This is a genomic window from Priestia sp. ST2, from assembly GCF_055810735.1.
Genome location: NZ_JBVVNT010000002.1, coordinates 526,604 through 553,126 on the forward strand (window position 1 = coordinate 526,604; position 26,523 = coordinate 553,126).

At 37.5% G+C, this 26,523-nt stretch carries 26 protein-coding genes and 3 tRNA genes; 9 read left to right on the forward strand and 20 right to left on the reverse strand.

All coding sequences use genetic code 11. The features are described from left to right. Nucleotides 1-57 precede the first annotated feature (57 nt). Both AC0KUU_RS09105 and AC0KUU_RS09110 read left to right on the forward strand, forming a co-directional pair. Nucleotides 58-606: a DUF3231 family protein gene (locus AC0KUU_RS09105; RefSeq protein ID WP_043982350.1), complete on the forward strand. Its 549-nt coding sequence runs from the start codon at nucleotides 58-60 to the stop codon at nucleotides 604-606. Between the two features lie 67 nt (nucleotides 607-673). After that, nucleotides 674-967: a hypothetical protein gene (locus tag AC0KUU_RS09110; protein WP_165575153.1), complete on the forward strand. Its 294-nt coding sequence runs from the start codon at nucleotides 674-676 to the stop codon at nucleotides 965-967. A gap of 25 nt (nucleotides 968-992) precedes the next feature. Here AC0KUU_RS09110 and AC0KUU_RS09115 read toward each other — a convergent pair whose 3' ends face one another. Then, on the reverse strand, nucleotides 993-3,170 hold the full coding sequence (locus tag AC0KUU_RS09115) for an FUSC family protein (RefSeq protein ID WP_043982349.1): 2,178 nt from the start codon (nucleotides 3,168-3,170) through the stop codon (nucleotides 993-995). A gap of 188 nt (nucleotides 3,171-3,358) precedes the next feature. Further along, nucleotides 3,359-4,174, reverse strand: coding sequence for a hypothetical protein (locus AC0KUU_RS09120; RefSeq protein ID WP_237074884.1), 816 nt, complete (start codon nucleotides 4,172-4,174; stop codon nucleotides 3,359-3,361). 178 nt (nucleotides 4,175-4,352) lie between these two features. Between AC0KUU_RS09120 and AC0KUU_RS09125 the strand changes: the two genes are divergently transcribed. After that, entirely contained in the window at nucleotides 4,353-5,291 is a 939-nt protein-coding gene (locus AC0KUU_RS09125) for a VanW family protein (protein WP_043982346.1), read from the forward strand. Nucleotides 5,292-5,364: 73 nt separating this feature from the next. Here AC0KUU_RS09125 and AC0KUU_RS09130 read toward each other — a convergent pair whose 3' ends face one another. From AC0KUU_RS09130 to AC0KUU_RS09140, 3 genes are all read right to left on the reverse strand, one after another. Then, a complete protein-coding gene (locus AC0KUU_RS09130; protein ID WP_013056948.1) occupies nucleotides 5,365-5,487 on the reverse strand; it encodes a YjcZ family sporulation protein in 123 nt (40 codons plus the stop codon). 188 nt (nucleotides 5,488-5,675) lie between these two features. Further along, nucleotides 5,676-6,188: a GNAT family N-acetyltransferase gene (locus AC0KUU_RS09135; protein WP_230183879.1), complete on the reverse strand. Its 513-nt coding sequence runs from the start codon at nucleotides 6,186-6,188 to the stop codon at nucleotides 5,676-5,678. An 82-nt stretch (nucleotides 6,189-6,270) separates the two neighbouring features. Next, on the reverse strand, nucleotides 6,271-6,495 hold the full coding sequence (locus AC0KUU_RS09140) for a YczF family membrane protein (protein ID WP_043982344.1): 225 nt from the start codon (nucleotides 6,493-6,495) through the stop codon (nucleotides 6,271-6,273). A 146-nt stretch (nucleotides 6,496-6,641) separates the two neighbouring features. On the opposite strand from AC0KUU_RS09140, the gene AC0KUU_RS09145 reads away from it, so the two are divergent. The 3 genes from AC0KUU_RS09145 to AC0KUU_RS09155 are packed head-to-tail and all read left to right on the forward strand — an operon-like array spanning nucleotide 6,642 to nucleotide 10,598. Further along, nucleotides 6,642-8,264 carry a spore germination protein gene (locus tag AC0KUU_RS09145; RefSeq protein WP_043982343.1) on the forward strand — a complete coding sequence of 541 codons (1,623 nt, stop codon included), beginning with the start codon at nucleotides 6,642-6,644 and terminating at the stop codon, nucleotides 8,262-8,264. Beyond that, nucleotides 8,254-9,477 carry a Ger(x)C family spore germination protein gene (locus AC0KUU_RS09150; protein ID WP_043982654.1) on the forward strand — a complete coding sequence of 408 codons (1,224 nt, stop codon included), beginning with the start codon at nucleotides 8,254-8,256 and terminating at the stop codon, nucleotides 9,475-9,477. Before AC0KUU_RS09145 ends, AC0KUU_RS09150 begins: the two co-directional genes overlap by 11 nt. Before the next feature lie 20 nt (nucleotides 9,478-9,497). Beyond that, nucleotides 9,498-10,598, forward strand: a complete 1,101-nt coding sequence (locus tag AC0KUU_RS09155; protein WP_043982342.1) for a GerAB/ArcD/ProY family transporter — start codon at nucleotides 9,498-9,500, stop codon at nucleotides 10,596-10,598. A 198-nt stretch (nucleotides 10,599-10,796) separates the two neighbouring features. Here the strand turns inward: AC0KUU_RS09155 and AC0KUU_RS09160 are convergent, their stop codons facing one another. From AC0KUU_RS09160 to AC0KUU_RS09185, 6 genes are all read right to left on the reverse strand, one after another. Beyond that, nucleotides 10,797-12,197, reverse strand: coding sequence for a Na+/H+ antiporter NhaC family protein (locus AC0KUU_RS09160; protein ID WP_043982340.1), 1,401 nt, complete (start codon nucleotides 12,195-12,197; stop codon nucleotides 10,797-10,799). A gap of 215 nt (nucleotides 12,198-12,412) precedes the next feature. Then, nucleotides 12,413-12,484, reverse strand: a tRNA-Gly gene (locus AC0KUU_RS09165). A gap of 19 nt (nucleotides 12,485-12,503) precedes the next feature. Beyond that, nucleotides 12,504-12,585 (reverse strand) — tRNA-Leu (locus AC0KUU_RS09170). A 26-nt stretch (nucleotides 12,586-12,611) separates the two neighbouring features. Then, nucleotides 12,612-12,685, reverse strand: a tRNA-Trp gene (locus AC0KUU_RS09175). A gap of 221 nt (nucleotides 12,686-12,906) precedes the next feature. Beyond that, the gene (locus tag AC0KUU_RS09180; RefSeq protein ID WP_043982338.1) at nucleotides 12,907-14,301 is read right to left on the reverse strand and encodes a phospholipase D-like domain-containing protein; all 1,395 of its coding nucleotides are present in this window, start codon (nucleotides 14,299-14,301) and stop codon (nucleotides 12,907-12,909) included. Nucleotides 14,302-14,610: 309 nt separating this feature from the next. Then, entirely contained in the window at nucleotides 14,611-14,880 is a 270-nt protein-coding gene (locus AC0KUU_RS09185) for a hypothetical protein (RefSeq protein WP_013083053.1), read from the reverse strand. A gap of 504 nt (nucleotides 14,881-15,384) precedes the next feature. On the opposite strand from AC0KUU_RS09185, the gene AC0KUU_RS09190 reads away from it, so the two are divergent. The 3 genes from AC0KUU_RS09190 (at nucleotide 15,385) to AC0KUU_RS09200 (ending at nucleotide 17,981) form a co-directional block, all read left to right on the forward strand. Further along, nucleotides 15,385-16,503: a GerAB/ArcD/ProY family transporter gene (locus tag AC0KUU_RS09190; protein ID WP_237074879.1), complete on the forward strand. Its 1,119-nt coding sequence runs from the start codon at nucleotides 15,385-15,387 to the stop codon at nucleotides 16,501-16,503. Nucleotides 16,504-16,599: 96 nt separating this feature from the next. Further along, the gene (locus AC0KUU_RS09195) at nucleotides 16,600-16,833 is read left to right on the forward strand and encodes a hypothetical protein (RefSeq protein ID WP_043982337.1); all 234 of its coding nucleotides are present in this window, start codon (nucleotides 16,600-16,602) and stop codon (nucleotides 16,831-16,833) included. 26 nt (nucleotides 16,834-16,859) lie between these two features. Then, nucleotides 16,860-17,981: a GerAB/ArcD/ProY family transporter gene (locus tag AC0KUU_RS09200; protein WP_080781695.1), complete on the forward strand. Its 1,122-nt coding sequence runs from the start codon at nucleotides 16,860-16,862 to the stop codon at nucleotides 17,979-17,981. A gap of 25 nt (nucleotides 17,982-18,006) precedes the next feature. Here the strand turns inward: AC0KUU_RS09200 and AC0KUU_RS09205 are convergent, their stop codons facing one another. The 9 genes from AC0KUU_RS09205 to AC0KUU_RS09245 form a co-directional block, all read right to left on the reverse strand. After that, nucleotides 18,007-19,341, reverse strand: a complete 1,335-nt coding sequence (locus tag AC0KUU_RS09205; protein ID WP_043982335.1) for an FAD-dependent oxidoreductase — start codon at nucleotides 19,339-19,341, stop codon at nucleotides 18,007-18,009. Nucleotides 19,342-19,583: 242 nt separating this feature from the next. Beyond that, on the reverse strand, nucleotides 19,584-19,790 hold the full coding sequence (locus AC0KUU_RS09210) for a YrvL family regulatory protein (protein ID WP_277813735.1): 207 nt from the start codon (nucleotides 19,788-19,790) through the stop codon (nucleotides 19,584-19,586). Beyond that, nucleotides 19,777-20,022, reverse strand: coding sequence for a YrvL family regulatory protein (locus tag AC0KUU_RS09215; protein ID WP_241771397.1), 246 nt, complete (start codon nucleotides 20,020-20,022; stop codon nucleotides 19,777-19,779). Before AC0KUU_RS09215 ends, AC0KUU_RS09210 begins: the two co-directional genes overlap by 14 nt. Nucleotides 20,023-20,105: 83 nt before the next feature. Continuing rightward, complete coding sequence (locus AC0KUU_RS09220; protein WP_043982332.1) at nucleotides 20,106-22,187, reverse strand: DNA topoisomerase III; 2,082 nt, start codon at nucleotides 22,185-22,187, stop codon at nucleotides 20,106-20,108. A gap of 127 nt (nucleotides 22,188-22,314) precedes the next feature. After that, on the reverse strand, nucleotides 22,315-23,970 hold the full coding sequence (locus AC0KUU_RS09225) for a DUF2339 domain-containing protein (RefSeq protein ID WP_043982331.1): 1,656 nt from the start codon (nucleotides 23,968-23,970) through the stop codon (nucleotides 22,315-22,317). A gap of 173 nt (nucleotides 23,971-24,143) precedes the next feature. Then, nucleotides 24,144-24,380, reverse strand: coding sequence for a hypothetical protein (locus AC0KUU_RS09230; RefSeq protein ID WP_013056931.1), 237 nt, complete (start codon nucleotides 24,378-24,380; stop codon nucleotides 24,144-24,146). A gap of 104 nt (nucleotides 24,381-24,484) precedes the next feature. Continuing rightward, the gene (locus tag AC0KUU_RS09235; protein WP_029321599.1) at nucleotides 24,485-24,928 is read right to left on the reverse strand and encodes a hypothetical protein; all 444 of its coding nucleotides are present in this window, start codon (nucleotides 24,926-24,928) and stop codon (nucleotides 24,485-24,487) included. A gap of 153 nt (nucleotides 24,929-25,081) precedes the next feature. Beyond that, nucleotides 25,082-26,110 (reverse strand): spore photoproduct lyase, encoded by a 1,029-nt coding sequence (splB, locus tag AC0KUU_RS09240; protein ID WP_025752275.1) that lies wholly within the window; start codon nucleotides 26,108-26,110, stop codon nucleotides 25,082-25,084. A gap of 110 nt (nucleotides 26,111-26,220) precedes the next feature. Continuing rightward, entirely contained in the window at nucleotides 26,221-26,469 is a 249-nt protein-coding gene (locus AC0KUU_RS09245) for a transcriptional regulator SplA domain-containing protein (RefSeq protein ID WP_016764006.1), read from the reverse strand. Between the last annotated feature and the right edge of the window lie 54 nt (nucleotides 26,470-26,523).

The window sequence follows — 26,523 nt, forward strand, 5'->3', positions numbered from 1 at the left end:
ACTTTTCTGCTGAAGGCAATAATGAAGATGCATAAACTATATAAAGGGTGAAAAGTTATGATTAACGTCATTGAGACACTACTTGATTATATAAAAAACTCTTCTACAGATGATTCGCCCCCTCCCCCACATATTGGTGAGGCTATGGGATGCTGGTTATATTTCACTGCTTTAGCGGAAGAAATACCTGCCTTAGAAACCTGTCTTAATACAACAACTAACAGCGAACTGCTTAAGCTTACTCAAGACTCAAAAAACCTGGCTGAATCTCAGATTGATACACTAAAAAAATTAATGGTTAAAGAAGGAATTATGCTTCCTGAAATACCGGCTACCAAGCCGAAATCCGACCCTAACAGCATTCCATTAGGAGCAAAAGCAACGGATTCTGAAATTGCTAACTTAATATCTGTAAAAATTGCTTCTAATATCGTCATGTGCAGCACGAATATGGGACAGTCTATTAGAACCGATATTGGATTGATGTGGCTAAAATTCCACACTGAAAAGGTTATATTAGGATCAAAAGTGAAAAGTCTGATGCAGCAAAAAGGCTGGCTTAAAATTCCGCCTTACTACTATTCACCTGGAGCACCTCATAACTAATTGAAGTGTTTTAAGGTAAGCAGCATAGATAACCTTACATCTAACACATTTAACGAGGTGCTTGAATATGGATTTCCCTACAATTCATACAAATTTTTGGGACGCAGTCATTGGTGTTCCTATCGTATTAATCGTGACACAGCTGATCAAATGGCTTTTCCATCCTAAAAGGCAGTACGTTCCGACTATTGCTTTAGCTGTTGGCGTGCTTTTTTCAGTATTTATCAGTCATCCTCATCATATTATTGCCGGGTTGTTTATGGGATATTTTTATGGATACGCCGCAATTGGCAGCTATGCCGGTCTTAAAACAACGTGGAGAACGATTAGAAAAGATACGTCTCCTTATTCATCAGACTAAAAAACCAGCGAAATATTCGCTGGTTTTAATCTTCACTGCTTATTTCTTCTGCTCCTAGCTCTTTGGCTAAATGAACAACCGATTGATTGATTTTCCATACGTAATAAATGTTATGCAGCAGCTGAAGATGCTGTAAATTTCTTGATTGAACGGACGTATCAAAATAATCTAAAGATTGTTCAATCTTTTGTCTTACATCTTCAAGCGTGTATACATACGTTCCTCGCTCTCCTCGCAACGCTTTTTCAAGCTGAGTGAAGTTACTTGCTACTTTCTCTTCCACTTCCTTTACTACGCCATGAAATTCTGCTTCCTTATAAAAAGCCTCGTTTCTAGTAGAAGATGCTACCAAATGCTTGGCGTAATAATTAATAGCCGTAAAAACGGTCAAAAATTGCTGAAGGCGTGAACGGCCAACGAAACCTTTGATAATAGGATCTGAATCGACATGAAGCTGTTTTAGCTTTTTTTCTAATTCCATTCCTTTATCAGCTAAATTGGCAAACGCATACTGCTTCGTAAAACGATGCAAATAAGTGTGAACAAATTCTTTTAAAGCCGCTACGTATTCTACTGAGGTGTCGGTTATTTTATCTCTTGTTCTTTTAGGAAACACAAGAGCAGATACGGCTAAACCGATTCCAACTCCTACAACTGTATCTAATACGCGAGCTAGTAACAAACTCTCTGAAATCCCTCCAAGAAGCATGTCATACATAAAGGCCAGCATCATCGTAATCCAAAAGCTCATAAACGAATACGTAATAGGAAAGAAATAAAAAGCCATAAACACACAGATAAAAAGCAGCGTTATTTCAAGTATTCCGGGTGAGACAAAGCTTGCGACAACAAAGCCAACAGCTGCCCCTAAAAGCGTTCCTACGCTTCGCTGCACGGCTTTTACAAACGTACTTCCTATCGTTTCTGTACCAAGAAGCACTAAATAGCCTGCTAACAGCGCCCAATATTGATGCGATGGAGATAAAAAAGAGCCAAATATTAATGTCGCAACAGCAGTGATGACCGCTTGAATAGACTTTTTCGTAGATGGTTTTAATCCTTTTTCTTCATCATTGTCCTCTTCGTCTTCTTTTTCTTCCGCTTCTTTTTGAGGCTGTTTTTCTTGTTTCACAATTGCCTGCTGCAGCTCATAGGCTTCATCAATCACGTGATTTGATATCGTTTCGATACGGCGGATTAAGTAAAGCCAATCTTTATACCTTTTATCTTGAGGTTCGAGTTCACTTAATTTTTGGCGCAGCTCTTGCAGATGCTGAGCTGCATCCGTTAAGGAATGAGTAGGATTTTCATTTAATACCTCTGCTTCGCGAATCGATTCCACTAGCTTTAACAGCAGCTGCTGAATATCAAAATGATTAAATGCCTTTAATTCACTGAGCTTTCGAATCGCCGGGGAATATGTCTGGAGCAGCATAACTGTATCAAATACATAAAGGCGCATCTGTTCAGCTGTTACGCCAGGCCATATGTCGTGGGGATCTGTATTTCCAAGCTCTTCTGATACTACACGGGCATACTCGGCCAGTTTTTTAATATTGCGGTTATATTGTTTGATTTGAGCCGGTTCAATTCTTTTCTTTTGAATTAACTCAATAATTAAATCAAGCACCAAATTCACTTGAATATGAAATGATTTCATTGAAGACCTCAGCACGTTGGCAGGCCGGTCTTTAAAGATAACAAAATTATAAATAAATGCACAGCATGCTCCTACTATAACGCCAGCTAACAGCCACGGCAGCTGAGAAAATGTGACGTGTAAAATAGAAGCAAAATAAAACGACATAAAGGCTACCATCGACAGGGAAAAATAGCGAATACCAAATCTCTGTAAATAAAAAGACAAAAACACCAACAGAACGAGAAAAATATTTTCTGCTTGTCCATATCGTGATAAAAACGAACCAATTCCGAGAGAAACGGCGCTGGAAAGCGCTACTAAGCCTGTTGTCACTTTTTTTGCTTTTGTTGTTTCATCATTCACAACCAATATACCCATCAGGCCGATTACGCCTGCTAAAATAGCAGCGGTAATTTGTGAGCTTCCCGCTGCTTTTAATACAATCAGCATAATAACGACCGCTGTAATGACGCTGATCGTAGCTTTGGAAGCCGTTTTGAGCCTTTTTCGTCCAGGGTCTGCAGCAACTAAGCGGCTAAACCAATATGAAAAAATAAACACCCTCTCCTTTCGTGCTGTAGAGTTCTTTGTAGAAAGAGTAATATTATTACTTATACCCTTTTTTATTCTTTTCTATCGTATGTAAGCACGTTTTTACACTATAACATTGCGAAGGACTAAAGAGCTAAACAAATGCTTAAAAACACATCTGTTTTCTATCAGATGTGTTTTTAAGCATTAATCAGTACTTACAATGTAAGAGAAGAAATTTCCCACCCGTTTGTTAATGGATTTCTCTTTAAAGTAAAAACCATCGTGGTCTTTTGAGCCCCTTTATCTTCGTAATAAATAAGGCACTCTACGGCGATTTTCTCTTTTGTTTTATACTTTTTTGCATGAAATAAGTCCGTTTTATAATAAATAGTGGAGATACTATGCAGTTTTTCCCATAGCTTATGCTCTTGCTTCACGCGCAAAACCGGCTGCATTAAGGCATCGTCATCTTGCTTTAATCCTGTTAAAAACATATTTACGACTTCTGCCGGCTCAGCTTTCAATGCATATTTATCAAGCTTTCCTCCTGCTTTTAATACCATTAACTGATGACCTGGATCCACATTTTGAGACTTGTGAGTCGTACTTCCTGCAAAGTGAATGCAAAAATGACCGGGGAATCCATTGTCAAGCGCACCGGCTCCGTGAGGCATTCCGTTCATGGAAGCGGCAAGCATTTGGCCTTTAAACGGAATGAGAACAGCTCTTCGGTTCCAGCTCCATTTCCCATTATATAAGTGCTTCATTACTTTCGTATCTTGACGTGTAAGCGGCTGAACATCTGCATGGTGTGAGCCTGCTCTTCGCTGCACGTAAAAGTAAAAGCCGGTTTCTACATCGATCACTTTAAATTTTTTCCCCTTCGGCAGTAAGCTTTCTACACGTTTCCACTTTAATACTTTTCCTGTGTCACTTACCGGAAAATACGTAAGGTTTTCTTCTGCTTTCATCTTTTGGGGATGCACAAAAAAACTAATAAGCATAAAGACTAAAATCATTAATTTTGTCATTGTCTACCCTCATTACCTTGTAGTTTCTCTATGTAATATGCGAAAGTACACAGACAATTATAAATAGAAATTTTTACACGCTAAGCTCATGGAAAATAATACAAAAAAGAGCTTGTGAATCTTATACATTAAACGGTTCATTTTATTCATACTAACAGGTGAAAGCGAGGTATATGATATGAATTTCACTTGGATGGTTGGACTTTTAATGCTCATTCAACCTCTTTCTACACAAGACCACCTATCTATTACTCATGACGGTAAACCAATTGAACGGATTGAACGGGATAAAGTGGCCGTGCCTCTTCTTCCTGTACCTATGGTTGATCATGATCGATACAATCTTCTTCTAGAAGAATTGGATAAAAAAACATATAGAGAGCCCATAAATGCCCGCATTGATAAAAGCGGACAAATTGTTCCTGAGCAAGCGGGTGTCAAACTATATCATAAAGATTTTGCGGAGAAATTTTATACTTATTTTTTTAACGGCGGTACGTCAACATTAGAAATCCCGACGCTTCCTGTTCCGCCTCGCGTAGATAAAGAGCTGCTTGCAACGATTCGAATTAAGCAAATCGGTCATTATCATACGGTATTTAACCCTCATAATAAAAATCGTTCTCACAATATTTCTCTTGCAGCTGAATCACTAGACAGCAGCGTTATATTTCCTGGGGAAGTTTTCTCTTTTAATCAAACCGTCGGAAAAAGAACGGCAGCAAAAGGGTATATGCGTGCGCCAATCATTGTAAAAGGAGAGTATTCTGAAGGAGTTGGAGGAGGAATTTGCCAAGTTTCTTCTACTTTATTTAACGCCGTCGATAACGCTGGCCTAACGATTACACAGCGTTACTCACACAGCCGCAGTGTTTCCTACGTACCTCCTGGACGAGACGCTACCGTCAGCTGGTATGGACCTGACTTTCATTTTAAAAATACGTATAGTGATCCTTTGTTGATTCGAGCGCAGGTGCACGGGGGAGTCGTAAGCGTGGCCGTTTACTCTACTGATGCGATTGAATATAAGCCTCGCCGCGTGCCTTGGGCTTCTATTGATCAATTGCCGAAAGAGAAAAAAATTGAATCGCATGTTGATACTGAGCCTGCCGATTAATCATCTCTTCCAGCATTTTATAATGAACACAAAAAAGCCTAAAGGGTATCCTTTAGGCTATTCAGTGATATAATTAGCAGCCGTAGCCGCCACCATAACCACCGCTATAACAACTACATCCGATAATTACTAATAGAATAAATAATACAACTAATAAAGCGAAACCAGAACCAAATCCACATCCAGCATTAGACATACAAGCACTCCCTTTCAACGTAATTTTCTGTTGCTAAAACAAAGAAGGTTCAAACATGGGGTGTTTCTCATGGATAGCTTATTGTATGTCTGCCTAGACGTTTTGGTTTGCTGTTCTGCTCATTTTTTAAAAATTGGGCTTGTTTTCGTCTTTACAGCTCAGAAAATGTAATTCCGTAAAAGTAAAGCTCATTTCCACTCTTCCTTTAAAATTGCGTAATAATATTCATCCCACCATCCTTTTTCAGTTGGAATACATTTTTTAAAATACCCTTCTCTTCTCATCCCGATCTTCTCCATAACACGATAAGAAGACGTATTCTCAGGTTGACAAGTAGCAATAATCCGATGCAGTTTCATTGTGTTAAAGCTATAGTCCACTATTGCTTTTGCCGCTTCTGAAGCATATCCTTTCTGATGATAGAGAGAATTAAATACCCAGCCAATTTCATAAGTATGGTCCCCAAAATAGTTAAAAAAGACGATATGACCAATTAGAATTTTTTCGTTTTTTAATACAACTGGAAAATTTTTAGCATTTTCTTTTATATTTTCATTTACAAATTTCTTCGCATCATCCTTACTAAACATACCTTCTGGTATGTACTTCATGACATTAGCATCAGATGTATATGCGTAGACATCTTGCCAATCTTCATATTTAAATTTGCGTATTAGTAATCTGTCAGTCTCAATGTTCATGTGGTTCTCCCCTATCTCAAAGCTATCTTTCTATACGCTTGTTTCGATAGTGAAGATATAAAAACCTCTTTGCACCAAGTTACTATTGCTTTTGCTGACGCTTCTTTAAAACAAGATAAAGTGACTCTGCGAAAAAGAAAAACAAAAAAGAAAAAAGGACAAATAATTCGGCCACTTCCATTACACGAAACGGGCTTAAAGCATTGTATAGTGCCTGCAGTACGTTCGTTCCTTGAAAAAGATCAATTCCTACAGAAAGAGCGATCACAGATCCAAATAGCAGCAGGCTAACCCCAATAATTTTCATCATTTTCCCTCCTCACCTAAACATTACTTACCTCATAGGGTCGTCATTTTCATTTACCGTCATGCAAAAGATATTTTGTTAAAAATTACATAATTATACGGTTTTTGGTCAAATTAATAAAAACTATAGTAAGGGTGTTTTCATTTATGCCTTCGTTCTTTAAAAATCAACAATCTAAAAATAAACTTCCACCTCAGTCAGATCAAACAAGTAGCGAACAAACAGCTTCTTCTCTTAAGAATCTGCTGTCTGAGAACCTTACCCTCATTAAAGAGAAAACTGGAAACAGCTCAGATATTGTGATTCGTCATTTTAAAATAGGCGTCAATAACAGCTTGGCTGCTGCTATCGTCTACATAGAAGGGATTGTAGATAATCAGGCTATTCAAGATTACTTACTGCAGTCTCTTATGAAAGATAATCAAAAAAATGACCTAAACGATCAAAACGCATTAGAGTTAATTTCCGAAGACATCGTAACAATCGGCAACGTATCGTTTGCAGACAACTGGAATGATTTACTTTCTTCTTTGATGTCAGGAGACAGCCTTCTTATTGTCGACGGCATAAACCGCGTACTCAGCGTGAGTACACAAGGCGGTGAAAAGCGTGCCATTGCAGAATCTACTACCCAAATGGTAGTGCGGGGACCAAAAGGTGCCTTTACTGAGTCTATTGGCACAAACTTAGCCATGGTGCGCCGAATTATTAAAACACCTGACTTATGGCTAGAGTCGATGAAGATTGGCCGGGTAACTAAAACGGATGTCACTCTTATGTATATTCATGGCATCGCAAACGATAAAGTTGTAAAAGAAATTCGAAAGCGATTAAAAAACATTGATATTGATAGTATTTTGGAATCAGGTTATGTTGAGCAGCTAATTGAAGATCAAACGGTCACTCCTTTTCCAACTATTTATAATACAGAAAGACCTGACGTGGTGGCAGGTAACCTTTTGGAAGGAAGAATTGCTATTTTTGTGGATGGAACTCCTTTTGTACTTATTGCTCCAGCGTTGTTCATTCAATTTTTCCAATCGGCTGAAGATTACTACGCACGCTTTGATATTGCGACGTCCATTCGTCTTTTGCGGGTGTTTATGTTTATGATTTCACTTATCGCTCCTGCTACGTATGTGGCGGTTACGACATTTCATCAAGAGATGGTACCCACGACGCTTATTGTAGCTCTTGCGGCACAGCGAGAATCCGTTCCATTTCCCGCGTTTGTGGAAGCTTTTTTTATGGAAGTCACCTTTGAAATTTTGCGTGAAGCAGGGATTCGTTTACCAAAAGCTATCGGCTCTGCCGTATCGATCGTCGGAGCTCTTGTTATTGGGCAAGCAGCGGTTCAAGCGGGGATCGTCTCACCAGCTATGGTTATTATCGTATCGATTACAGCTATTGCTAGCTTTGCAACGCCGTCTTTCGATATGGCTATTTCAGCGCGATTAATTCGTTTTTTATTTATACTAGGAGCGGCTACATTCGGTTTCTATGGCATTATCCTTATTCTTTTAATGGGGGTTGGACACCTGTGCAGCTTACGTTCATTTGGTGTTCCTTACATGACGCCATTAGCACCCTTTATTCCTGCAAGCAATGAAGATACCTTGCTGCGGTTACCTTGGTGGACGATGAGAAGAAGACCTAAATTAATTAGTGATAACAAAGTTCGTCAAAGCAAACATCAAAAGCCTGAGCCTCCTTCTTCAAGAGGTATGGTTAACCAGGAAATGGAAGAAGATGATCAAAATGAAACGTAAAAGTTTATTTTTACTGATAATGACCATAATGATGGTATTGCTTACTAGCTGCTGGAGTAAAAAAGAGTTAACGGATCTTGCGTTTGTATCGGCAATGGGCATTGACAAAACGAAAGATGGGCGGTATGAGCTTACCTTTCAAATTATTAACCCAGGAAACGTAGCTGGCTTACAGGGAGGCGGCGGCACCCAAAGTCCGCCTGTTACGATCTATGCTGCTTCCGGTGATAATTTAGTTGAAGCAAGCAGACGCGCTTCGGCTAGAATTTCCCGAAGACTTTATTATGCCCATACAAACTTAATCGTGATCGGAGAAAAACTAGCGCGTGAAGAAGGAATTAACATTCTTATTGATTCTATTGATCGCGATCCTGAATTTCGAATTACGACTTCCTTAGTAATCGCAAACCAGTCAAGTGCTGCTGATTTGGTAAAAGCACTAACGCCTGTCGATAAAATTCCAGCAAACAAAATTATGAAAACGCTGGAGTTCACTCAAAGAAAATGGGGAGAAAACCTAAAGGTTTCCTTTCAAGAAGTGATGAGATCTCTCGAATCTCCAGGAGGAGAAGCACTAGTCTCGGGTTTTCGTTTAGTTGGAAATCCTCAACAAGCAGAAAAATTAGATAACCTCCAGCAAAGCGCACCAGAAGCTACCCTTCGTGCTTCTGGCATTGCTGTTTTTAAAAATGGAAAGTTAATCGACTGGTTGTACAATAGTCCAGCTAGAGGCAGCGTTTGGATTCTTGATAAAATACAAGGAACCGATATTAATGTAGATTGGAAAGGAAAAAAAGAAGCGCTTGCCTATCAAACAGTTCGTCAAAAAACGGATGTATCTGTAAAAATGATAAAAGGAAAACCTTATGCGTCCGTTCACACTCGCGTAGAAGGCGATCTTGGAGAAGTGGAGGTCCCTGTTGATACACGTCAACCTGCTGTCATCAAAAAAATGGAAAAAGCAGCAGGTAAAGAAATAAAAAAAGAATTACAAACAGCTATTAAACAAGCTCAGACAGACAAAGTTGACATCTTCGGGTTTGGAGAAGCGCTGGAACGCACGCGGCCTAATCAATGGGAAAAACTCAAATCAGAATGGGATGACGTTTATTTTCCAAAATTAAATGTAGACGTTACGGTAGAAGCTTACATTCGCCGAACAGGTCTGCGCAATAAATCATTTCTCTCTAGCCTAAAAGAAAAACAAAACTGAGGTCAGGAGGTTCTGGCTATATGGAAAAAGCAAAAATTAGCGCCACTCAATTATTTATTCTCATGGTTTTATTCGAGCTGGGAAGTGCTTTATTAGTTCCTCTTGCAATGCGAGCGAAGCAAGATGCATGGCTAGCTATTTTAATTGGAATGCTGTGCAGCTTTTTTTTCTTCTTAGTCTATCATAAGCTCTATTCCTACTATCCGGACCTCCTGCCTACAGAATATATGCAGAAAATTTTAGGGAAGGCACTTGGAACACTTCTTGCATTCATATATATTGTCTATTTTTTATACGATGCATCACGAGTTCTAAGAGATTTCGGAGAGATGCTTCTTACTTTTGCCTATCCCGATACGCCTTTATTTATTGCTAATGCCTTATTGATGCTGGTCATTATCTATATAACTCGAAAAGGTATTGAAGCGATAGCCAGATCAGGAGAGCTTCTGTTTATTTTCATGTATTTTCTAGCTGTTGCAGGCTTCATCTTGATTATTAGCTCGGGATTAATTGATTTTAAGAACTTACAGCCGGTATTAAAAGAAGGAATACTTCCTGTGGCCAAAGTTGCTTTAACTGAAACGCTGTATTTCCCTTTCACAGAAGCTATTGTATTTACCATGCTTCTTCCTTATTTAAGCAACCCCAAAAAAGCAAGTGTCACCATGCTATGCGCAACGGGATTAAGCGGAATTAATTTAATTATTACGATGATCATTAACATTAGCGTGCTTGGGGTTGATTTGACGACAAGATCACAGTTCCCTCTTCTTAGTACTGTTCAAACGATTCAAGTAGCTGATTTTTTAGAGCGTCTCGATGTATTTTTTATGTTTGCTATGGTTATTGGGATTTATTTTAAAGTTAGCATCTTGTTTTATGCCTCTATCATAGGTACAGCTACTTTATTTAAAATTAAATCTCCTTCCCGTCTAGTGTATCCTTTAGGCATCATTGTGTTGTTTTTGTCGATTACAATCGCTAGTAATTTTCAAGAACATCTTTATGAAGGGCTACACGTAGCGAGATTTCTTTTACATATGCCTCTTTTTGCTATCGTACCTATACTGCTTTTGATTATCGCCTTTTTGAAAAATAGGAAGAAGCAGCACAGATAGTATATCTCTAATAAATAGAAAAAATAGCGTTAAAATTATCGAGGTGATGTTCGTGTATATATGGTTTTATGATCATTTTATTAATACCATCTTATTTCCGCTTACTTGTATCATGCTAGTGTGCCTATCATTAGGGCTGTATGCATACTTTAAGCTGAAAAAAATGAAAAGTTGATACTAGATGGCTATTTCCCTCATTCAAAACAAGAAAGATACCACAAGATAAAAAGCAACTGTTATTCCCGCTGCAATTAGAGCGGGCTTTAATTTATACTTGGCATATTCAATAACAGATAAATCTAATATTTTGGCGATGGTATTCGTATCGTCGCTTAAAGGCGAAGAAAACGCTCCAAATGAACCGCTTGCAAATACGGCACCGATAATCAACGGCAAAGAAAGATCTGCAGAACTTGCAAGCGATACGCCAAGCGGCATTAAAATTCCCCACGTCCCCCAAGCAGACCCGATAAAGTAAGAAATAGCAGCTCCAAACACAAACATAAAAGGAGTGACAAACATTTGAGGAATCCACTTAGAATGTGCCGTCACGAAATTGGAAAAACCCAAGTCTTCTGTAACAGCGGATAATCCCCATACTACCGATAACAGCAGAATAACGGACATTAAGTCATTGCCTCCTGTGATAAAACCATTAAGCAAATTCTGTAATGTAAAGCGCTGAAACAAGAAAAAAATGAGGGTAATTAACGTAGTCATAATTAAAGCTACTACCATCGCTTCTAGCACGTCTGCTTTAATAAATGCTTCAAAAAAGGTGTGACTCTTATGATGTCCACTCCACCATGTTAAAAGTAAGGTGAGTGAAATCACGACAAGTAAAGGCACTAACAGATTCCAAGGCTTGGAAGGCAAATCCTTCGATACGCAAGGATGACAATCATGCCAATCTTTTTCGTCTTCTTCCTCAAGCTTCATAGGAGCTGTAGATGTTGAATGATGAAAAAAGCTTAAATAAATCCCTACTAAAATAATCACAATCGAAAAAAAATTATAAGGAATGCTTTGAATAAACAAAGAATAAGCGTCTTGTTTTATACCTTGATGATCAATCGCCATTTGAATGATGGATACCATATATCCTACAAATGCCGTTGCCACAGGAATTAAGACGATAACAGGAGTAGCAGTTGTTTCAATAACGAACCCTAGCTCTGCTGTCGTCATTTTCACTTTTTTCAGCAGCGCTCTCATGATGGGCGCGATTGTAACAAAACGAAATGTGGGAGCACTGAATGTTCCAATGGTTGAAACATAGGTTAAAATAAGGGCTTTTTTTCTTGTATCAATTCTTTCAGCAGCTGTTTCCACAAAACCTTTAACTCCTCCAGCCATCTTAATCATTCCGATGAGCCCTGAAAACGCGTATAAAAAGACGACGATTTCTATATTACTTTTATTTCTAAGAGCTTGTACAACGTAGTGAAGTAGCTTTTCAACACCTCCGATAATCGAATGGTCAATCAAATAAGCGCCTACTAATAAGCCTAAAAACAACCCTGGCAGCACTTGTTTCGTGAAAATAGCTATGGGAATAACAATTAAAAACGGTATAATTGAAAACCAACTAGATTCCATAGGACTCTCCCCTATCTTAAACACCATATTAGATGTCTTCACGTATCGTTCATTAGCTTTTAATGTAACCCCAATATTATGTGTATATTCACGAAAGCAACACGTATAGACAGTGCTGTTTTAATAAAATACTTCTGATTAAAAACAGCATCATAAAACTCTTTATTTCTACAACAAAAAAAGCAGTTTGCACATGCAAACTGCTTTTGAAAAGAAGCGGAAGACGAGGTTCGAACTCGCGACCCCCACCTTGGCAAGGTGGTGTTCTACCACTGAACTACTTCCGCGCGTATATGAAAGTAAAGATGCGGGTGAAGGGACTTGAACCCCCACGTCATAAGACACTAGATCCTAAGTCTAGCGCGTCTGCCAATTCCGCCACACCCGCGTGTAAATTAAAAAATAACTCCAAAATGGCAGGGGCAGTAGGAATCGAACCCACACTGACGGTTTTGGAGACCGTAGTTCTACCTTTAAACTATGCCCCTAGAAATGATTTCTTCAAAAGAACCTCGTTTATCAACGACGCTATATCATAATAAAACATATATGGAATTTCGTCAATAGGTCTTTTGATGAATCATAACTAGTACTAGGGGTTTCAAAAAAACTGTGAGGCATATCACAGTTTTTTACACATTCCCTTCACCAGCTGCAGTCCTCTTTAATCTCCGCTATTTGTTTTTAAAGACTCTGCTGTAACACAGTACTATACAAAATGTCTCCAAAATCGTGTAAAGACCGAAAGAATATGTAGGAGTGCAGATTTTACGGGAGGCACGTTTTTTTGAGAATCCGTATTAACATCCACAGGTTCTCCCTCATTCCCCACAAGCATACTGTGAGAAATTTTAGTTTCAATAGCTCCTGTTAACTCGGCTGCAAATTCTTCACTATCTATCATAACCATGGATTCAGTATTTAAAAATGCAGAGCGTGAATCTAAGTTAAAAGAACCAACTGCACTTAAACGCTGATCATAAACAACAGATTTCCCGTGAATTGAATAGGGCTTTTGATATTCATAAAGCTTCGAACCAGCTTTTATAACGCGATTCTTCACTCCCAAGTATGCAGAAAAAGCCATAGCATTTGGAGTGGATGTAATAGAATTAGTTAAAATAATTCTTTGCACTTTTGGTTTTACTTGCTTATCTATATACTGTTCCATTTCTTTTGTTGGTACGATATAAGGGCTTTGAACAACAATGGATTTTTCAGCTTGCTGGGAAAGCTTAATAAATGTTTTCCATATAAAAGGGCTTTTATTTATTCGTTGAATAGGATTTGTAATAAAAGAAATCTTTCTTGTAGGCATCGTTGCTTCTCTCCATACAATATAAGGATGGACAAAAGGTTCGTTTACTTTTTTGGCCTCTTCGTATTGATCTATCAATAATTTTTTTCCTGAAAGACCGCGAAATTGTTTAGTTTTCTTGGGCTTTGGAAAAGCTTTTCGTGTATACGGATGATTCCATAATTTTTCTATATACTTCTCCATTGAGAGAATGACACTATGACTTTCTTGCTTTGTGTTATAAATCAGTACATCACGGTCATAGACAAAATTTTTATTTGGTTGACTAGCCAAGTATTTATCTCCAATATTTCGTCCTCCACTAATACCTAATTGGCCATCGACTACTATTATTTTATCGTGAAGACGGTTATGCCATGTCCAAGGTTTAAAAATAGTAAAGGGCTCATAGTACTTTAATTCAATATTATTGTGGAAAGCTAGAGCATAAAGAACATTTTTCCTCTTGCCTTTTAACCCATGAGCGATCCCATCTAACAACACGCGAATACGTATACCTCGATCCGCAGCTTCGAATAAAGCGCCCATAAGTAAATCCGAAGAACGGCCTTTACCGATGGAAAAGTATGCAATATCAATTGTATGCCTCGCTTCTTGAATCATCTGCATCCGAACAAGCCCTGAAAAATAACCATTTTCTAAAAGCATAACTCGATCTGTGGATTCTTTCTTCCCGTAAAAATTCTCAGTATTCATTACTTTTAAGTCTTTTCCCTTGTGTAAAGGGACATAAAACAGTACCACTGCAGTTACGAATACATATATGAAGTACAATACGACAATCATTATTAGTATGTTTATTAGCATATTTCCTGTCACAATCCCTTTCCATTCTTATCGTTCTGTTTTTATTAGGATTCTTACTTTTTTAACTTCTATACCTTTTAAAATAAGAATGGAATGATGGATTATTTGTTACACCACTGTTGATTTCCGTGCCAGTCTTCGCCTTTCCCTCCAAACAACAGCTAGAAGCAATTATATACACGAAACCTACGTTTACACTATCAATAAAAAAAGCAGAAGTTCATTACCTTCTGCTTTTACAATTTATACTCTCTATTGTGAACCTGCCTAAGTAAAACAGCGGCTCTTTTATTGATTAAGGTCGTTCTCCATATCTTTTATATCTTGCTGAAACTCTGTTAAACGCTGACGCTGTGTTTCAGAAGCATTTTCAAGCGCATTTTCAATTTGCTGAGAGGCTTCATTCACTTCACCTATCGCTTGCTTCGCTTCATGGCCGTACGATGCATCATTTTTAGCTTCATTTGCCTGTTCATATGCATCTACTGCTTCTTTATGCCCCTGCTGTGCTGCTTGAAACGATTGTTGTTTATCTTTATTGTATGGGTATTTTTTCATCATAGTGCTCCTTTCCATTTGTTCACTCTTTAGTGTGGCATTTTTCTACTTATTCATACGACGCTTCAATAGGTTAAAGCTAAATGAATATTCCTCATAACAAATCCCTCAATCATTTAAGAGCCCTACAAAATATCTTCTATCTCCTGAAATACTTTCTATATTTTACAAAAATGTATAATCACTTTCTTTAGCGGACATCATACGAATAGCTTATCTGAACGAAAAAATGTATTGGGGTTGACTGCATGCACTTGTTTCTTTCCTTTTTGATCATTTGTGCAGGGATTATATGGATGGAAATAAAAAGATTACCTCAACACTCCCATAAAAAGGAACGGAACATTTTTATTGTGTTTATGACAATCAGTATCATAATCGCTCTTGCAAAAATCTTTCGTCTGCCTCTACCGAATCCTTCTGATTGGGTAGAAGTAATGTTTCAACCTTTAAGTCACTTATTATTCCGTTGGATCACTTAATTAGTGTATATGGCAAAAGGATGTGCTCATTTTGCTTAATGAAATCAATATTTCAGCTGCGCAGTTTCGCAAGCTAGTAACGTTATATAGTATTGGCAGCACCATTATTGTTGTACCTGCTGCTATTACAGCTGATGCTCATCAAGATGCCTGGATTGCCGCACTTTTCGGTGTAGCATCAGGAATTGGCTTAGTTTTGCTTTTCACCTCACTAGGAAACATGTTTCCAACGCTTACGCTTATGGAAATGAACGAAAAAATTTTAGGCAAAATAGCCGGAAAGATTGTATCAGTTGTTTTTGTGTTATCCAATTTATTCATCAGCAGTCAAGTTCTTTACTATGTAGGAAATTTTCTCACTACACAAATTCTTCCCTACACGCCGCTTACAGCCATCCATATTGCATTTATGGGCGTGGTCATCGTAGGAGTACGCCTAGGAATAGAAGTTATTGCACGAAGTGCCGAAATTTTATTCCCTTGGTTTGTCGGATTATTCGGACTTCTCATTTTGTCTATGATTCCTCAAATTAAAATAGAGCATATTCAGCCTGTGTTCGAAATCCATCCAAAAGCTTTTATTCGTGCTGTTTTAACCTTTTTAAGCATGAGTTCTTTGACTTATACTATCCTGCTTATGATTTTTCCTTCCCATACACCAGACACAAAAAAGGCAACTCAATCTTTTTATATAGGTAATATAGCAGGTGGACTAGTGATGGTGACGTTAATCTTACTCGGAATTTTAGTGCTTGGCCCTTATTACTCCCAAATCACCATGTTTCCAAGTTATGAATTAGGAAGAAGAATTGATGTAGGAAACTTTCTCCAAGGAATTGAAGTAGTCATTGCTATTTTGTGGTTTATTACTCTCTTTTTTAAACTTTGCATTTATTTTTACGCTACTCTTTTGGGGTTTGCCAATGTATTTCATATAAAGGACTACAAGCTATTTTCTTTTCCAGTCGCGCTCATTATGATTACCCTTTCCCTTATTGTGTATCCAAGCGTTTCTTATCAAAAGGATTGGGATACAAAAACGTGGATTCCCTACAGCTTACTTGTAGGCATCTTATATCCATTTTTCCTTTTAATAGCAGGGGTTATTCAAAACAAAAAGCGGCGTTCTAGCAATGGATAGAAACTCAAAAACCTTTAATAAAGAATGCACCTTCAGTATAAGTAATTATTTTTCAGAAAAATATAACACTAATTATTCATGTATAGGAGCTAGTGTATGCTAGGGGTATTGGGGTTACTTATTGTTGGCACGCTCGTCATTTGGTTTGAAGTACCTAAACTACGGCAAAAAAAAGCAAAGAAAGAACTGTGGCTATTCTATACAGTTCTTGCAATTGGAATGGTCGTAAGCATCTGTAAAGCACTTGGTTTAAATGTTCCAAATCCTTCTGATTTATCAGCTGCTATCTTCAAGCCAGTCAGCATATTTTTACTTCATTTACTATCTTAAGACGTTAAGACGAGGAAGTGAATACAGTGAAACCTGTAGTTAAAATTTCAACGATTCAATTTCGCATGCTCGTTATGCTTTATACAATTGGAAGCACAATTGTTATTGCTCCAGCAGCTATGACTGTAGATTCTAAACAAACCGCTTGGATTCCAGCTATCCTTGGAGTAGTATGCGGATTTGTATTAGTGAAAGTATATATAGCTCTCGGACTTTTATTTAAAGATAAAAATCTGATAGAAATCAATGAAGCAGTGTTTGGAAAATATTTAGGAAAAGGTGTATCTTGTTTATTTGTCACGTCTACTGTCATAACATGCAGCCGCATTGTATACTACGTGGGGAGTTTTTTAAATACACATATTATGATGGAAACTCCGCTGATTGCTATTCACATTATTTTTATGCTTGTGGTTGTGTTTGGAGCAAGACTTGGACTAGAAACCATCGCACGCTGCTGTGAAATATTTTTCCCTTGGCTTATTGGCCTTCTCGGAATTTTCATCTTCTCACTGACTCCTCAAATGAAAGTCGAAAACCTTACGCCTTTATTAGATATTCACTTAAAGCCGCTGACTCATTCGGTTTTCACCTTTCTTAGCATCACTTATTTTACTTTTGCTCCTTTAATGATGGTATTTCCTCTTCATTTAAGAAAACCTGAAAAAGGTGCTAAAGCTTTAATGAGCGGAAGTCTGTTAGGTGGATTTATTATGGTAGCGATTATTCTCTTTTGTATAATGGTTATTGGCTCTTATCATTCTTCAACTACCATGTTTCCTGTATACGAAATGGCTAAGCGAATTGAACTGGGGAATTTTTTGCAAGGAATTGAAGTAATTATTGCTATTATATGGTTTCTTACTCTTTTCTTTAAAGTTTCTCTTTATTTTCATGCTTCTATCGCTGGGCTTTGCCACATTTTTAACGTTAACGAAACTCGATTTCTAACGTTACCGATGGGGTTAATCGTTACAACTTTTTCTATTATCGTTTATCCAACTATTATCTATCAAAAAACATGGTTAGCCGAAACGTGGATTCCCTATAGTTTTTTCGTAGGAGCTTTTTATCCTTTTATTCTCCTTACTATAGGCTGGATCCGCTTTAGACCTGCTAAAATAAAAAAGATAATAAAACCCACATAAAAAAAGCAGGTAGTCACCTGCTTTTTTATGCTTGAAGCGCTTGAAGTCCTGCTTGGTTTAAGAAATGCCAAGGCTTATTAAAATGCGGCTGAAAGAAAAAGTCCATAAAGCCAAGCTCATCGATCGTCATTTCCTGCTGTACACATACAGACAATGTATTGATTGCTTGAGTAGCATCAATTTTAGAAATAACCTGTGCACCTACAATTCGTCTTGTTTCTTCTTCATATACTACTTTTAACGTAATATTTTCGTACGTTGGCATGAATTCAGGTCGGTTATTCTCTGATATTGTGATGCTTTTCACATTCATATCAAAAAGAGAAGCTGCTGTTTCTGTTATGCCGGTAGATGCAACATTGTAATCATAAATATGCAAGCCTGACGTTCCTTGTGTTCCCATATACTTAATTGTCGGCTTAACAAGGTTTTGAGCTACTAATGTTCCCATTCTAACCGCATTGGTAGCAAGCGGAATATAAGCATGTTTCTTAATCGGATTGTAGTAAATGGCACAGCTATCTCCGGCAGCAAATATATCTTTTTTGCTTGTTTGCATATATTCATCAACCACAATTGCCCCGTTTGGAAGCATATCTACTTGTCCTTTTACTAAGTCTGTATTTGGACGGAAGCCAACACACAGAATAACAAGATCCGCTTCGTATTCGCCATCAGTTGTCACTACTTTTTCAACAGATCCCTCCCTGCCTACAAATTTAGTAACCGCTTGGTTTAATGCTAATTTAACTCCTCGATTTTCAAACTCAGTTTCCATTAAATTCGTAAATTCTGGATCAAGATATTTATTTAAAATACGATCAGCACTATCAATAAACGTCACTTCTTTTCCATACACTTCGAATGCTTCTACTAATTCTGCACCAATATAGCCCGCACCAATTACGGCTATTTTCTTCGCTTGCTTCGCTTTTTCAATAATGTGATTAGCATGCTGATAGTTTTTACAAAGCACAACATTATTTAAATCGATGCCTTCAAGGTTTGGAATAATCGGCCATGATCCAGTTGTCATCACTAGTTTATCAAATGTATCTTCAAATTCTTCGTTGGTTTCTAAATTTCGTACAGCTATTTTTTTACCATCTGTATCAATATTCGTAACTTCATGCTTCATTTTCATATTTACACCCATCTCTTGCAATTCAGACGGTGAAGAGTAAAATAAGCCATTTGCATCTTTTACGACCCCGCCTACATAGAGCGCAATTCCACAAGACAAAAATGAAACATTATCATTTCGCTCATAAACTGTAATTTTAGCTTCTGGATAAAGTTCTGCCATATTTTTTACTGCTGCCGTTCCTGCATGTGTACACCCTACTACTGCAATTTTCATAGATGATATCCCCCTTAGGATTATAGAAAATATGATATTGTGAAGTTTTTCACATATATTGTGAAATGTTTCACAATATCTTTTACAATTCTTATTATACAAACATGTTTGTCCTTTTTCAAGAGATATGTGAAAAAAATCACATACTTTTTTAAAAAAATATGTTACAGGGTTCTTTAAATAGCGTTGAAGCTTGATATGATGAGCTTTTCTTGCTGATGCGCTGCTGATGAGAAACTTCATCAGCTTGTTTTTTTACGTAGAAATTCACTATTCAATGCACTCTCCATCAAAAAAAATAAGACGGATAAAAGAGTCACCGCTAAAATAGATACAGTGATGCCGCTCACAAGCGAGTCTGCTATATAAACTGATAGAAAAGTAAAAAATATATCTACAAAAGCTGCGGATGTTACACATAGTACTCTATTCAGTCTAGCATTCTTCATTTAAAAAATGAGTGCCTTTGAAAAAAAGCTCTGTGATAGAGCCAAATACAAAAATTAAAAATAGAAATAAACATATGGCCCAGTAGGACTCATATTCCACTCCCATTACTCTAAGGAAGCCTATAAAACCAAAAAAGTAGCTTCCCATTAGTATCGCTAAAATGATTAGTACCATCGCTCCTACTATAAAGAACGCGATTAAATGATCCATTCCCCTGCTTTTTCTTTTCATTATTCCACTCCACCTTACTTACTCATCACTTAATCCATATTATACGAAAAAAGTGCGATACCGTGGTATCGCACTTTTCCACATTATTTATCTTTTTTATCTTGAAGGGCTTGTTTTAAAGCATCACCCAAGCTTGAACCAAATGCTCCATCATCGTTGTATTTGTTGAGAAGCTTTCGTTCTTCTCGTTTTGAAATCTTTTTCTTTTTGTCCTCAGCTTTTTCCACTACTTGACATGAACGGCATTGGAAGTACGTGCCCGCTTTTCCTGAGTGAATTTCCATTCGCTTATGACACTGCGGACAGCGTCGATTTGATAGTTTAGGGTCTTTTGCGCGTCTATAGCTGCACTCCAGGCTTGAACAAACGAGCACTCTTCCTTGCTTTGTTTTCTTTTCTTTCAAGAAAGAACCGCATTCCGGACACTTAGAGCCCGTTAAATTATGAGGTTTGTACGTTTGATTACTCGTTTTTACTTGCTTAACTAGCTTTTCTGTTTGTTCGCGAATATTTGTTAAGAACTCTTTTGCATTTCCTTTTCCTTTAGCAATTGCTTCTAAGTCACGTTCCCACTTAGCCGTAAGCTCAGGCGACTTTAACTCATCTGCTACTAGGTCAATCAGCTGCTTCCCTTTTTTAGTTGCGTGCAGACGATTGTTTTGGCGATCAATGGATTCATTCTGCAGAAGTTTTTCAATAATATCTGCACGTGTTGCCGGGGTACCTAAATTATGTTTTTCCATTTGTCCAAGAAGATCCGCTTCTGTATAGCGCTGCGGCGGCTCTGTAAATGCACTCTTCATCGTTACATCTTGAATGAGCAGCTTGCTGCCTTCTTCCATATCAGGCAGCTTCACCGTTGCTTCTGAGTCTCCGCCAGAAACTTTTTTGAAGCCTGCATTCACGACTTGCTTTCCGCTTGCTACTAACTGTTCCCCATTTACTTCAAGCTCTGCTTTAACCACTTCATACTCATATGCAGGATAAAATAATGAAATAAATCGCTTTGCAATTAAGTCATACAGCTTTCGTTCATCAGCTGATAAGTCCTGTAGAAATACAGGCTGATCCGTTACGATAATAGCATGATGATCACTTACTTTTTCGTTATTAACCACTCGCTTTGGCAACTGTGCATTTCTTAAAATTGGACGAACTTCTTCTTTATATACAGCAGAGATGCTTTCCAAACGCTCTTTCATAGTAGAAACCATATCTGTTGTTAAATAACGAGAGTCTGTACGCGGATACGTGACTAACTTATGCTGTTCATATAACTTTTGAAGTACATTCAATGTCTTCTTAGCAGAGAAGTTAAAGCGTTTGTTAGCATCTCGCTGCAGTTCGTTTAAGTCATAAGGAAGCGGCTGCGCTTCTTTATGCATTTTGCGCTTAATTGTTTTTACAACTGCCTCACCTGATAATTTTGAGTGCAGCTCTTTTGCGCGTTTTTCATCAAAGATGCGCTTTTCATTACCCTTTTGCCAAGCCGCTTCAAAAGATGAAAACTGAGCTGTAAGCGTCCAATATTCACTAGGTTTGAATGTATTAATTACTTGTTCACGCTCAATTATCATCGCCAGCGTCGGTGTTTGTACCCTTCCTGCCGACAATGGTTCTTCATATTTAGTCGTTAACGCTCTCGTTACGTTTAAACCGATAAGCCAATCGGCTTCTGAACGGCAAACGGCTGAATCATACAAGCGATTAAACTCTTTTCCTGGTTTTAACTGTTTAAATCCGTCACGAATTGCTTTATCCGTTTGAGACGAAATCCAAAGGCGTTTAAACGGCTTGTTCCAGCGTACCTTTTCCATAATCCAGCGTGCTACAAGTTCTCCTTCACGCCCTGCATCAGTCGCAATAATTAACTCTCCAATATCCTTTCTTTTTGCTAGATCGGATACTGTGCGAAACTGAGAACTCACTTTACGAATTACTTTTAATTTCATTTTCTCAGGCATGATTGGCAGATCTTCTAATCGCCACGTTTTATATTGGTTATCATAATCCTCTGGTGTTTGTAATTCAACTAAATGACCGAGTGCCCATGTTACGACATACTTTGGTCCTTCAATATACCCTTTTTTTGTTTGGGTGCTGCCAAGTACGCGCGCAAGATCACGTGCTACACTTGGCTTTTCTGCTAATACAAGTGATTTCATTTTATGTATACCTCCAATTCACTTGTTCCATTATACATGATTGTATACTTTTTGTACGACTTCAAGATTAAGTTTACATAATAATATTATAATAAATAAAGCTGAAGAATTTCTCTTCAGCTTCTAGCTACTTCTTTTTATAAAATAGTCGCGAGATAATTAAACCGATAGCTCCTAAGACAATAAATAACAAGGCCCGTATAGCCATTGGGATAAAAGGTAAATCGTATAAAACGAGTTTAAAAAGTGTTAAGAACAAAATGCCCACGCCGATATACGTTGCTGTTTTAAACGTTTTAAGTGATCCTATTATAAATGCTGCAATGGACAGCCCTAACCAAACGGCCGTCATAATAAGCGTTTGCGGATTAGCTGAAAGATGATTGGTGCCAGCGGCCGTAACTTCCGTAGCAAAAATTAAAGAAAGAATAGAAAAAACAATACCTCCTCCAATTTTGAACGTATCGTGCTCATCTTTTTCTGTTTTTTGAATGCTGATCCAAATAAATACTAGAATAGAAGCTAACACAACAAGCCAATTTAATGTCGGAAGAGACAGTACTTGTTCGATTGGTGTAACTAAGATATACGTTGCGCTCAGTATATAAATCGTATAAGAAAATAGTTGATGAAGTAGATTTTTATACGTCATGGCGATATAGTAAACAGCCAGTCCTTGAATCACATATAAAATGACTCCTTCTCTTAAATCGACGAGCTGATGAATAAAAAACGCTACTGCAACAATTAAATAGGTAATAAAAAATTCAAATTTCTCTTTAGAACTTCTTACGGCGTAAACACCTAATGCGTAAATAATAACTAGCGCAAGCAGCACCATTGTGGTCGTGCCATCGTCAAAAACGGCGAGCAGCCAGCCGTACGTAACTGCTAAACTCGATAGAAGGGTAAACGCATATACTTGGAGTACGGATTGTGATAGAAAAAAACTTGAAATTAAGCATAAATGCTGAATAAGAATCGCCATACCTAATAACTCTTTTACACCATTATCACCAACAAACGAGTAATAAATGAGTAGCGTAAGATTTAATAGTACCGCGGAAAGAACATATAAAATTGAATATTTTTGTTTGATTGCCACATATAAAAAGGCAATATACAGAAGCGTTTCATAGCCAATGAAAACGAGCGCATTAGGCGAATTACTTTCAATAAGAAAAGGAACGAGTACGCCTCCAACTGCGCTAATAATACCTAATGCCTGTGAACGATAAAAGACTGTCGCGATAATCCCTAGGATAATCCAGCTCGCATTTAGTATAAAAGCAAGCGTTGGTCCCGCTAAATGATACAGGCTATGCATCGCAAACGTCGTTAACATGAGAATAGGAATAGCTCCTCCTGCAAGTACTTGCCCGAGCACCAACCTGCCCTTTTTAATTTGGAAATGACCTGTCACAGCAAAACCTATTGAAACAACGAAACCGAGAACAACTTTTGCTTTTTCATTCATTAACCCATAGTCAGAAGCTGCTTTAAATCCCCATAGCACGCCAATAATAAATACAAAAATAAAAATTCTCGGCAGCCATGTTTGAAAAAGGACTTTTTCCCAATCAACAGGTTCTTCTATTGCCTGTGAACTTTTAGCTGTTGTTTGAGCAGGACGTTTAGTGGTCTCCTCGCGCTGCTTGGGAGGAAGATGAACTGTTTTTGGCTTTGGAGAATTTGTTTTATATACGAGTGACTTTAGCCTGGCTACGTCTTCTTCTAAACTGCTTATTTTTCGTTCAAGTTCTTCTATTCTTTCTTTTTCCATGTTTCCTCACCCTTTCTCTTTAAAGTATTTGTGGTTTTTATATGTATATCTTACAGCACTTAACTATTATACCATTAAAAGGAATATTACTTAGAAACATTCTATTTTTAGCAAAAAAAAATACAGCGCCCTTTTCAAAAGAAAAGTTCGTTGTATAGGATGTGCTGCATTTTTTATGTCACTTTCTCGCTGTATGTACTATGAAATCCCGCTTCGATGTGGGCTACTTGAAAGCTATGGTGACCAATTAAATATTTAACAATATCCACACGGTCAATTTTACCGGGCTTATTATTCATTGCTTCTCGCACCATAGATTGAAATGTTTCTTTGCAAAACTTCTTTTCATGAAGCAGAATCGTTTCACAATACTCTTCATGGTCTCCCTCTGAAATACGATAATAATGCATTTCTTTCACCCCTTTTTAATGTTATACCTATTACATACCCCAAATATTGCTATTTTAACAAATTAATTTTATTATTCTTTATTTTTCCATATATAATATATGGTTTATAGGGCAACGTTTCGAAACTCGTCGTTATAAATGCTAATTTGAAGCCGCTGAGAAAAACGTTCTTGTTCGATATATGTTTCAGGCATTAATCCAACAGGATATACCTTAGGGTTTTCGCCACTGCCTAATATGTATACATACATCTTTCCTTCGCTTGTATATCGAACCTTCGTCGAAATACCCCCTTGCCCTTGAAGAGGCGCATAAACAGCTCTTACATTATCTCTTATTTCTTGTACAAACCCATGTAGTTCAATATCAGAATCATAATAATGGTTTGCTTCATACAAGCCGTAAATCCGAGACTTGTCGATATCACATAATATGTTCCAAAATTCAGATAAATTCTCTTGGAACAACACTTGAATAAAATTCCGTGCAGCTTCTTGCTGTTCGTTTGTTAATTCTTTTGTTAGCGCAAACTCTTCATTTTTTAACATCTCAGTCACCTCCCTTTTGTATGTAATACGACAAGCGATAAAAATAACCTCTTTTTTTCAACTTATTAGCAAGTAATTTATTTTTTTACATTAAAAATTGAAAAGTTATTTTGACTAAGGCGTCAGAATAACTTTTCAATTACTGTAGAATAATTACGTAAAGTATTCGATTTTTGCATTCGGAAAATACTGATCAATGTAATATTCTAATGTTTCTCTTAATTCTTGTTCTTCATCTTTTGCGTATACATATTTTCCAATTCCGTAACGCCCCCACTTGTAGCGGCGCTCCTCTTCATTCATCTCAAGCTTTGTTTTCGGATAATTTTTCTCGATTACCCGCTTGGCCGGCTTGGTAAAGCGATGCTGAATCATTTCAAACGTAATATCATCTCTGGACTCCTCAGGTATAGAGGCATCCAGCTTTTCAAACAACTGACGGTATCCCTCTTGCCAACCTTCATGAATGTAAATAGGCGCCACAATAAAGCCAAGTGGATATCCGGCTTTTGCAACTTTATTAGCAGCTTCAATCCGGTAATCAAGAGGAGATGTACCAGGTTCAAAGTTTTTTATAACATAATCTGCATTTATGCTAAAGCGGAAGCGCGTGCGACCATTATGTTTAGCATCCAATAAATGATCCACGTGATGAAATTTAGTCACAAAGCGCAGTTGACCTAGTTCACTTTCCCCAAAATACTCAATCGCCCGCTTTAATGAATGTGTTAAATGGTCAATTCCTACGATATCAGATGTACAAGCCGCTTCAAATCGCGTTATTTGAGGGGCTCTCTCCTGCATATATTGCTCTGCTTGACCTAATATTTCTTCAACATTCACGTACGTGCGAATATATGGTTTGCTTCCCATTGTTGTCTGCAAATAGCAATAGTGACAATGCCCCATACACCCTGTTGCAAATGGTATTGCATATTCAGCTGACGGTTTAGATGTATCAAATTTCAATGTTTTACGCACGCCAACTACTAAAGTCGACTTGGCATTGCGGTATTTTTGCAAATCATTTTTTCCCGGTATATTACGCACTTGATTATGAGAAGTTGTTTGACGAATCTCAATTCCCATCTTCTCAAATTTTTCTTTTAATTGAACACCAAGCGGATACTCCATTGCCCCTGGCTCAATATATACTAATTGAGGTACAAAAGGTTTTATCATCATGTACACTTCCTTTTTTCTAGTACTAATAGCGTTTGAAAAATAAAAAGACTCTATCCTTGGTAATTATTTTTCAAACAAAAAAGACTCTCCGTTAAGAGAGCCTTGCATTAGTCATATTGTTCATAATCAAATATCTTATTATACATTTTTTCAGCTTCTTCATATGTTGAATATACGGCATCATCTTCAGCTAACAAATGGTAAGACTCATGTAAAAACAGCGCCTTTTCACCTTTGTTTTCGGGATGTTCAACAATTTCAGCCTGATTAATATTCGCAACGTTTGCCGTATGAGGATTTCGGTAAATAACAAATACTTGATCTCCCACTTGATATTCTTTTTTCTCCACGATCATCATCCTTTTCTTCTTTCTTTACTCGTATGATGTCCGCTTTTGCTCATTTTATCC

Coding starts and splice junctions, on each gene's coding strand:
- AC0KUU_RS09225 (WP_043982331.1), bottom strand. CDS start 23,970: ATGGAAAAAGAAAGAATAGAAGAACTTGAACGAAAAATAAGCAGTTTA.
- AC0KUU_RS09145 (WP_043982343.1), top strand. CDS start 6,642: ATGCCTTCGTTCTTTAAAAATCAACAATCTAAAAATAAACTTCCACCT.
- AC0KUU_RS09205 (WP_043982335.1), bottom strand. CDS start 19,341: ATGAAAATTGCAGTAGTAGGGTGTACACATGCAGGAACGGCAGCAGTA.
- splB (WP_025752275.1), bottom strand. CDS start 26,110: ATGATAAAACCTTTTGTACCTCAATTAGTATATATTGAGCCAGGGGCA.
- AC0KUU_RS09215 (WP_241771397.1), bottom strand. CDS start 20,022: ATGAAAAGAAAAAGCAGGGGAATGGATCATTTAATCGCGTTCTTTATA.
- AC0KUU_RS09230 (WP_013056931.1), bottom strand. CDS start 24,380: ATGCATTATTATCGTATTTCAGAGGGAGACCATGAAGAGTATTGTGAA.
- AC0KUU_RS09130 (WP_013056948.1), bottom strand. CDS start 5,487: ATGTCTAATGCTGGATGTGGATTTGGTTCTGGTTTCGCTTTATTAGTT.
- AC0KUU_RS09245 (WP_016764006.1), bottom strand. CDS start 26,469: ATGATCGTGGAGAAAAAAGAATATCAAGTGGGAGATCAAGTATTTGTT.
- AC0KUU_RS09185 (WP_013083053.1), bottom strand. CDS start 14,880: ATGAAAAAATACCCATACAATAAAGATAAACAACAATCGTTTCAAGCA.
- AC0KUU_RS09195 (WP_043982337.1), top strand. CDS start 16,600: ATGCTAGGGGTATTGGGGTTACTTATTGTTGGCACGCTCGTCATTTGG.
- AC0KUU_RS09120 (WP_237074884.1), bottom strand. CDS start 4,174: ATGACAAAATTAATGATTTTAGTCTTTATGCTTATTAGTTTTTTTGTG.
- AC0KUU_RS09125 (WP_043982346.1), top strand. CDS start 4,353: ATGAATTTCACTTGGATGGTTGGACTTTTAATGCTCATTCAACCTCTT.
- AC0KUU_RS09135 (WP_230183879.1), bottom strand. CDS start 6,188: ATGAACATTGAGACTGACAGATTACTAATACGCAAATTTAAATATGAA.
- AC0KUU_RS09235 (WP_029321599.1), bottom strand. CDS start 24,928: ATGTTAAAAAATGAAGAGTTTGCGCTAACAAAAGAATTAACAAACGAA.
- AC0KUU_RS09160 (WP_043982340.1), bottom strand. CDS start 12,197: ATGGAATCTAGTTGGTTTTCAATTATACCGTTTTTAATTGTTATTCCC.
- AC0KUU_RS09110 (WP_165575153.1), top strand. CDS start 674: ATGGATTTCCCTACAATTCATACAAATTTTTGGGACGCAGTCATTGGT.
- AC0KUU_RS09220 (WP_043982332.1), bottom strand. CDS start 22,187: ATGAAATCACTTGTATTAGCAGAAAAGCCAAGTGTAGCACGTGATCTT.
- AC0KUU_RS09180 (WP_043982338.1), bottom strand. CDS start 14,301: ATGATTGTCGTATTGTACTTCATATATGTATTCGTAACTGCAGTGGTA.
- AC0KUU_RS09140 (WP_043982344.1), bottom strand. CDS start 6,495: ATGAAAATTATTGGGGTTAGCCTGCTGCTATTTGGATCTGTGATCGCT.
- AC0KUU_RS09105 (WP_043982350.1), top strand. CDS start 58: ATGATTAACGTCATTGAGACACTACTTGATTATATAAAAAACTCTTCT.
- AC0KUU_RS09210 (WP_277813735.1), bottom strand. CDS start 19,790: ATGAAGAATGCTAGACTGAATAGAGTACTATGTGTAACATCCGCAGCT.
- AC0KUU_RS09150 (WP_043982654.1), top strand. CDS start 8,254: ATGAAACGTAAAAGTTTATTTTTACTGATAATGACCATAATGATGGTA.
- AC0KUU_RS09155 (WP_043982342.1), top strand. CDS start 9,498: ATGGAAAAAGCAAAAATTAGCGCCACTCAATTATTTATTCTCATGGTT.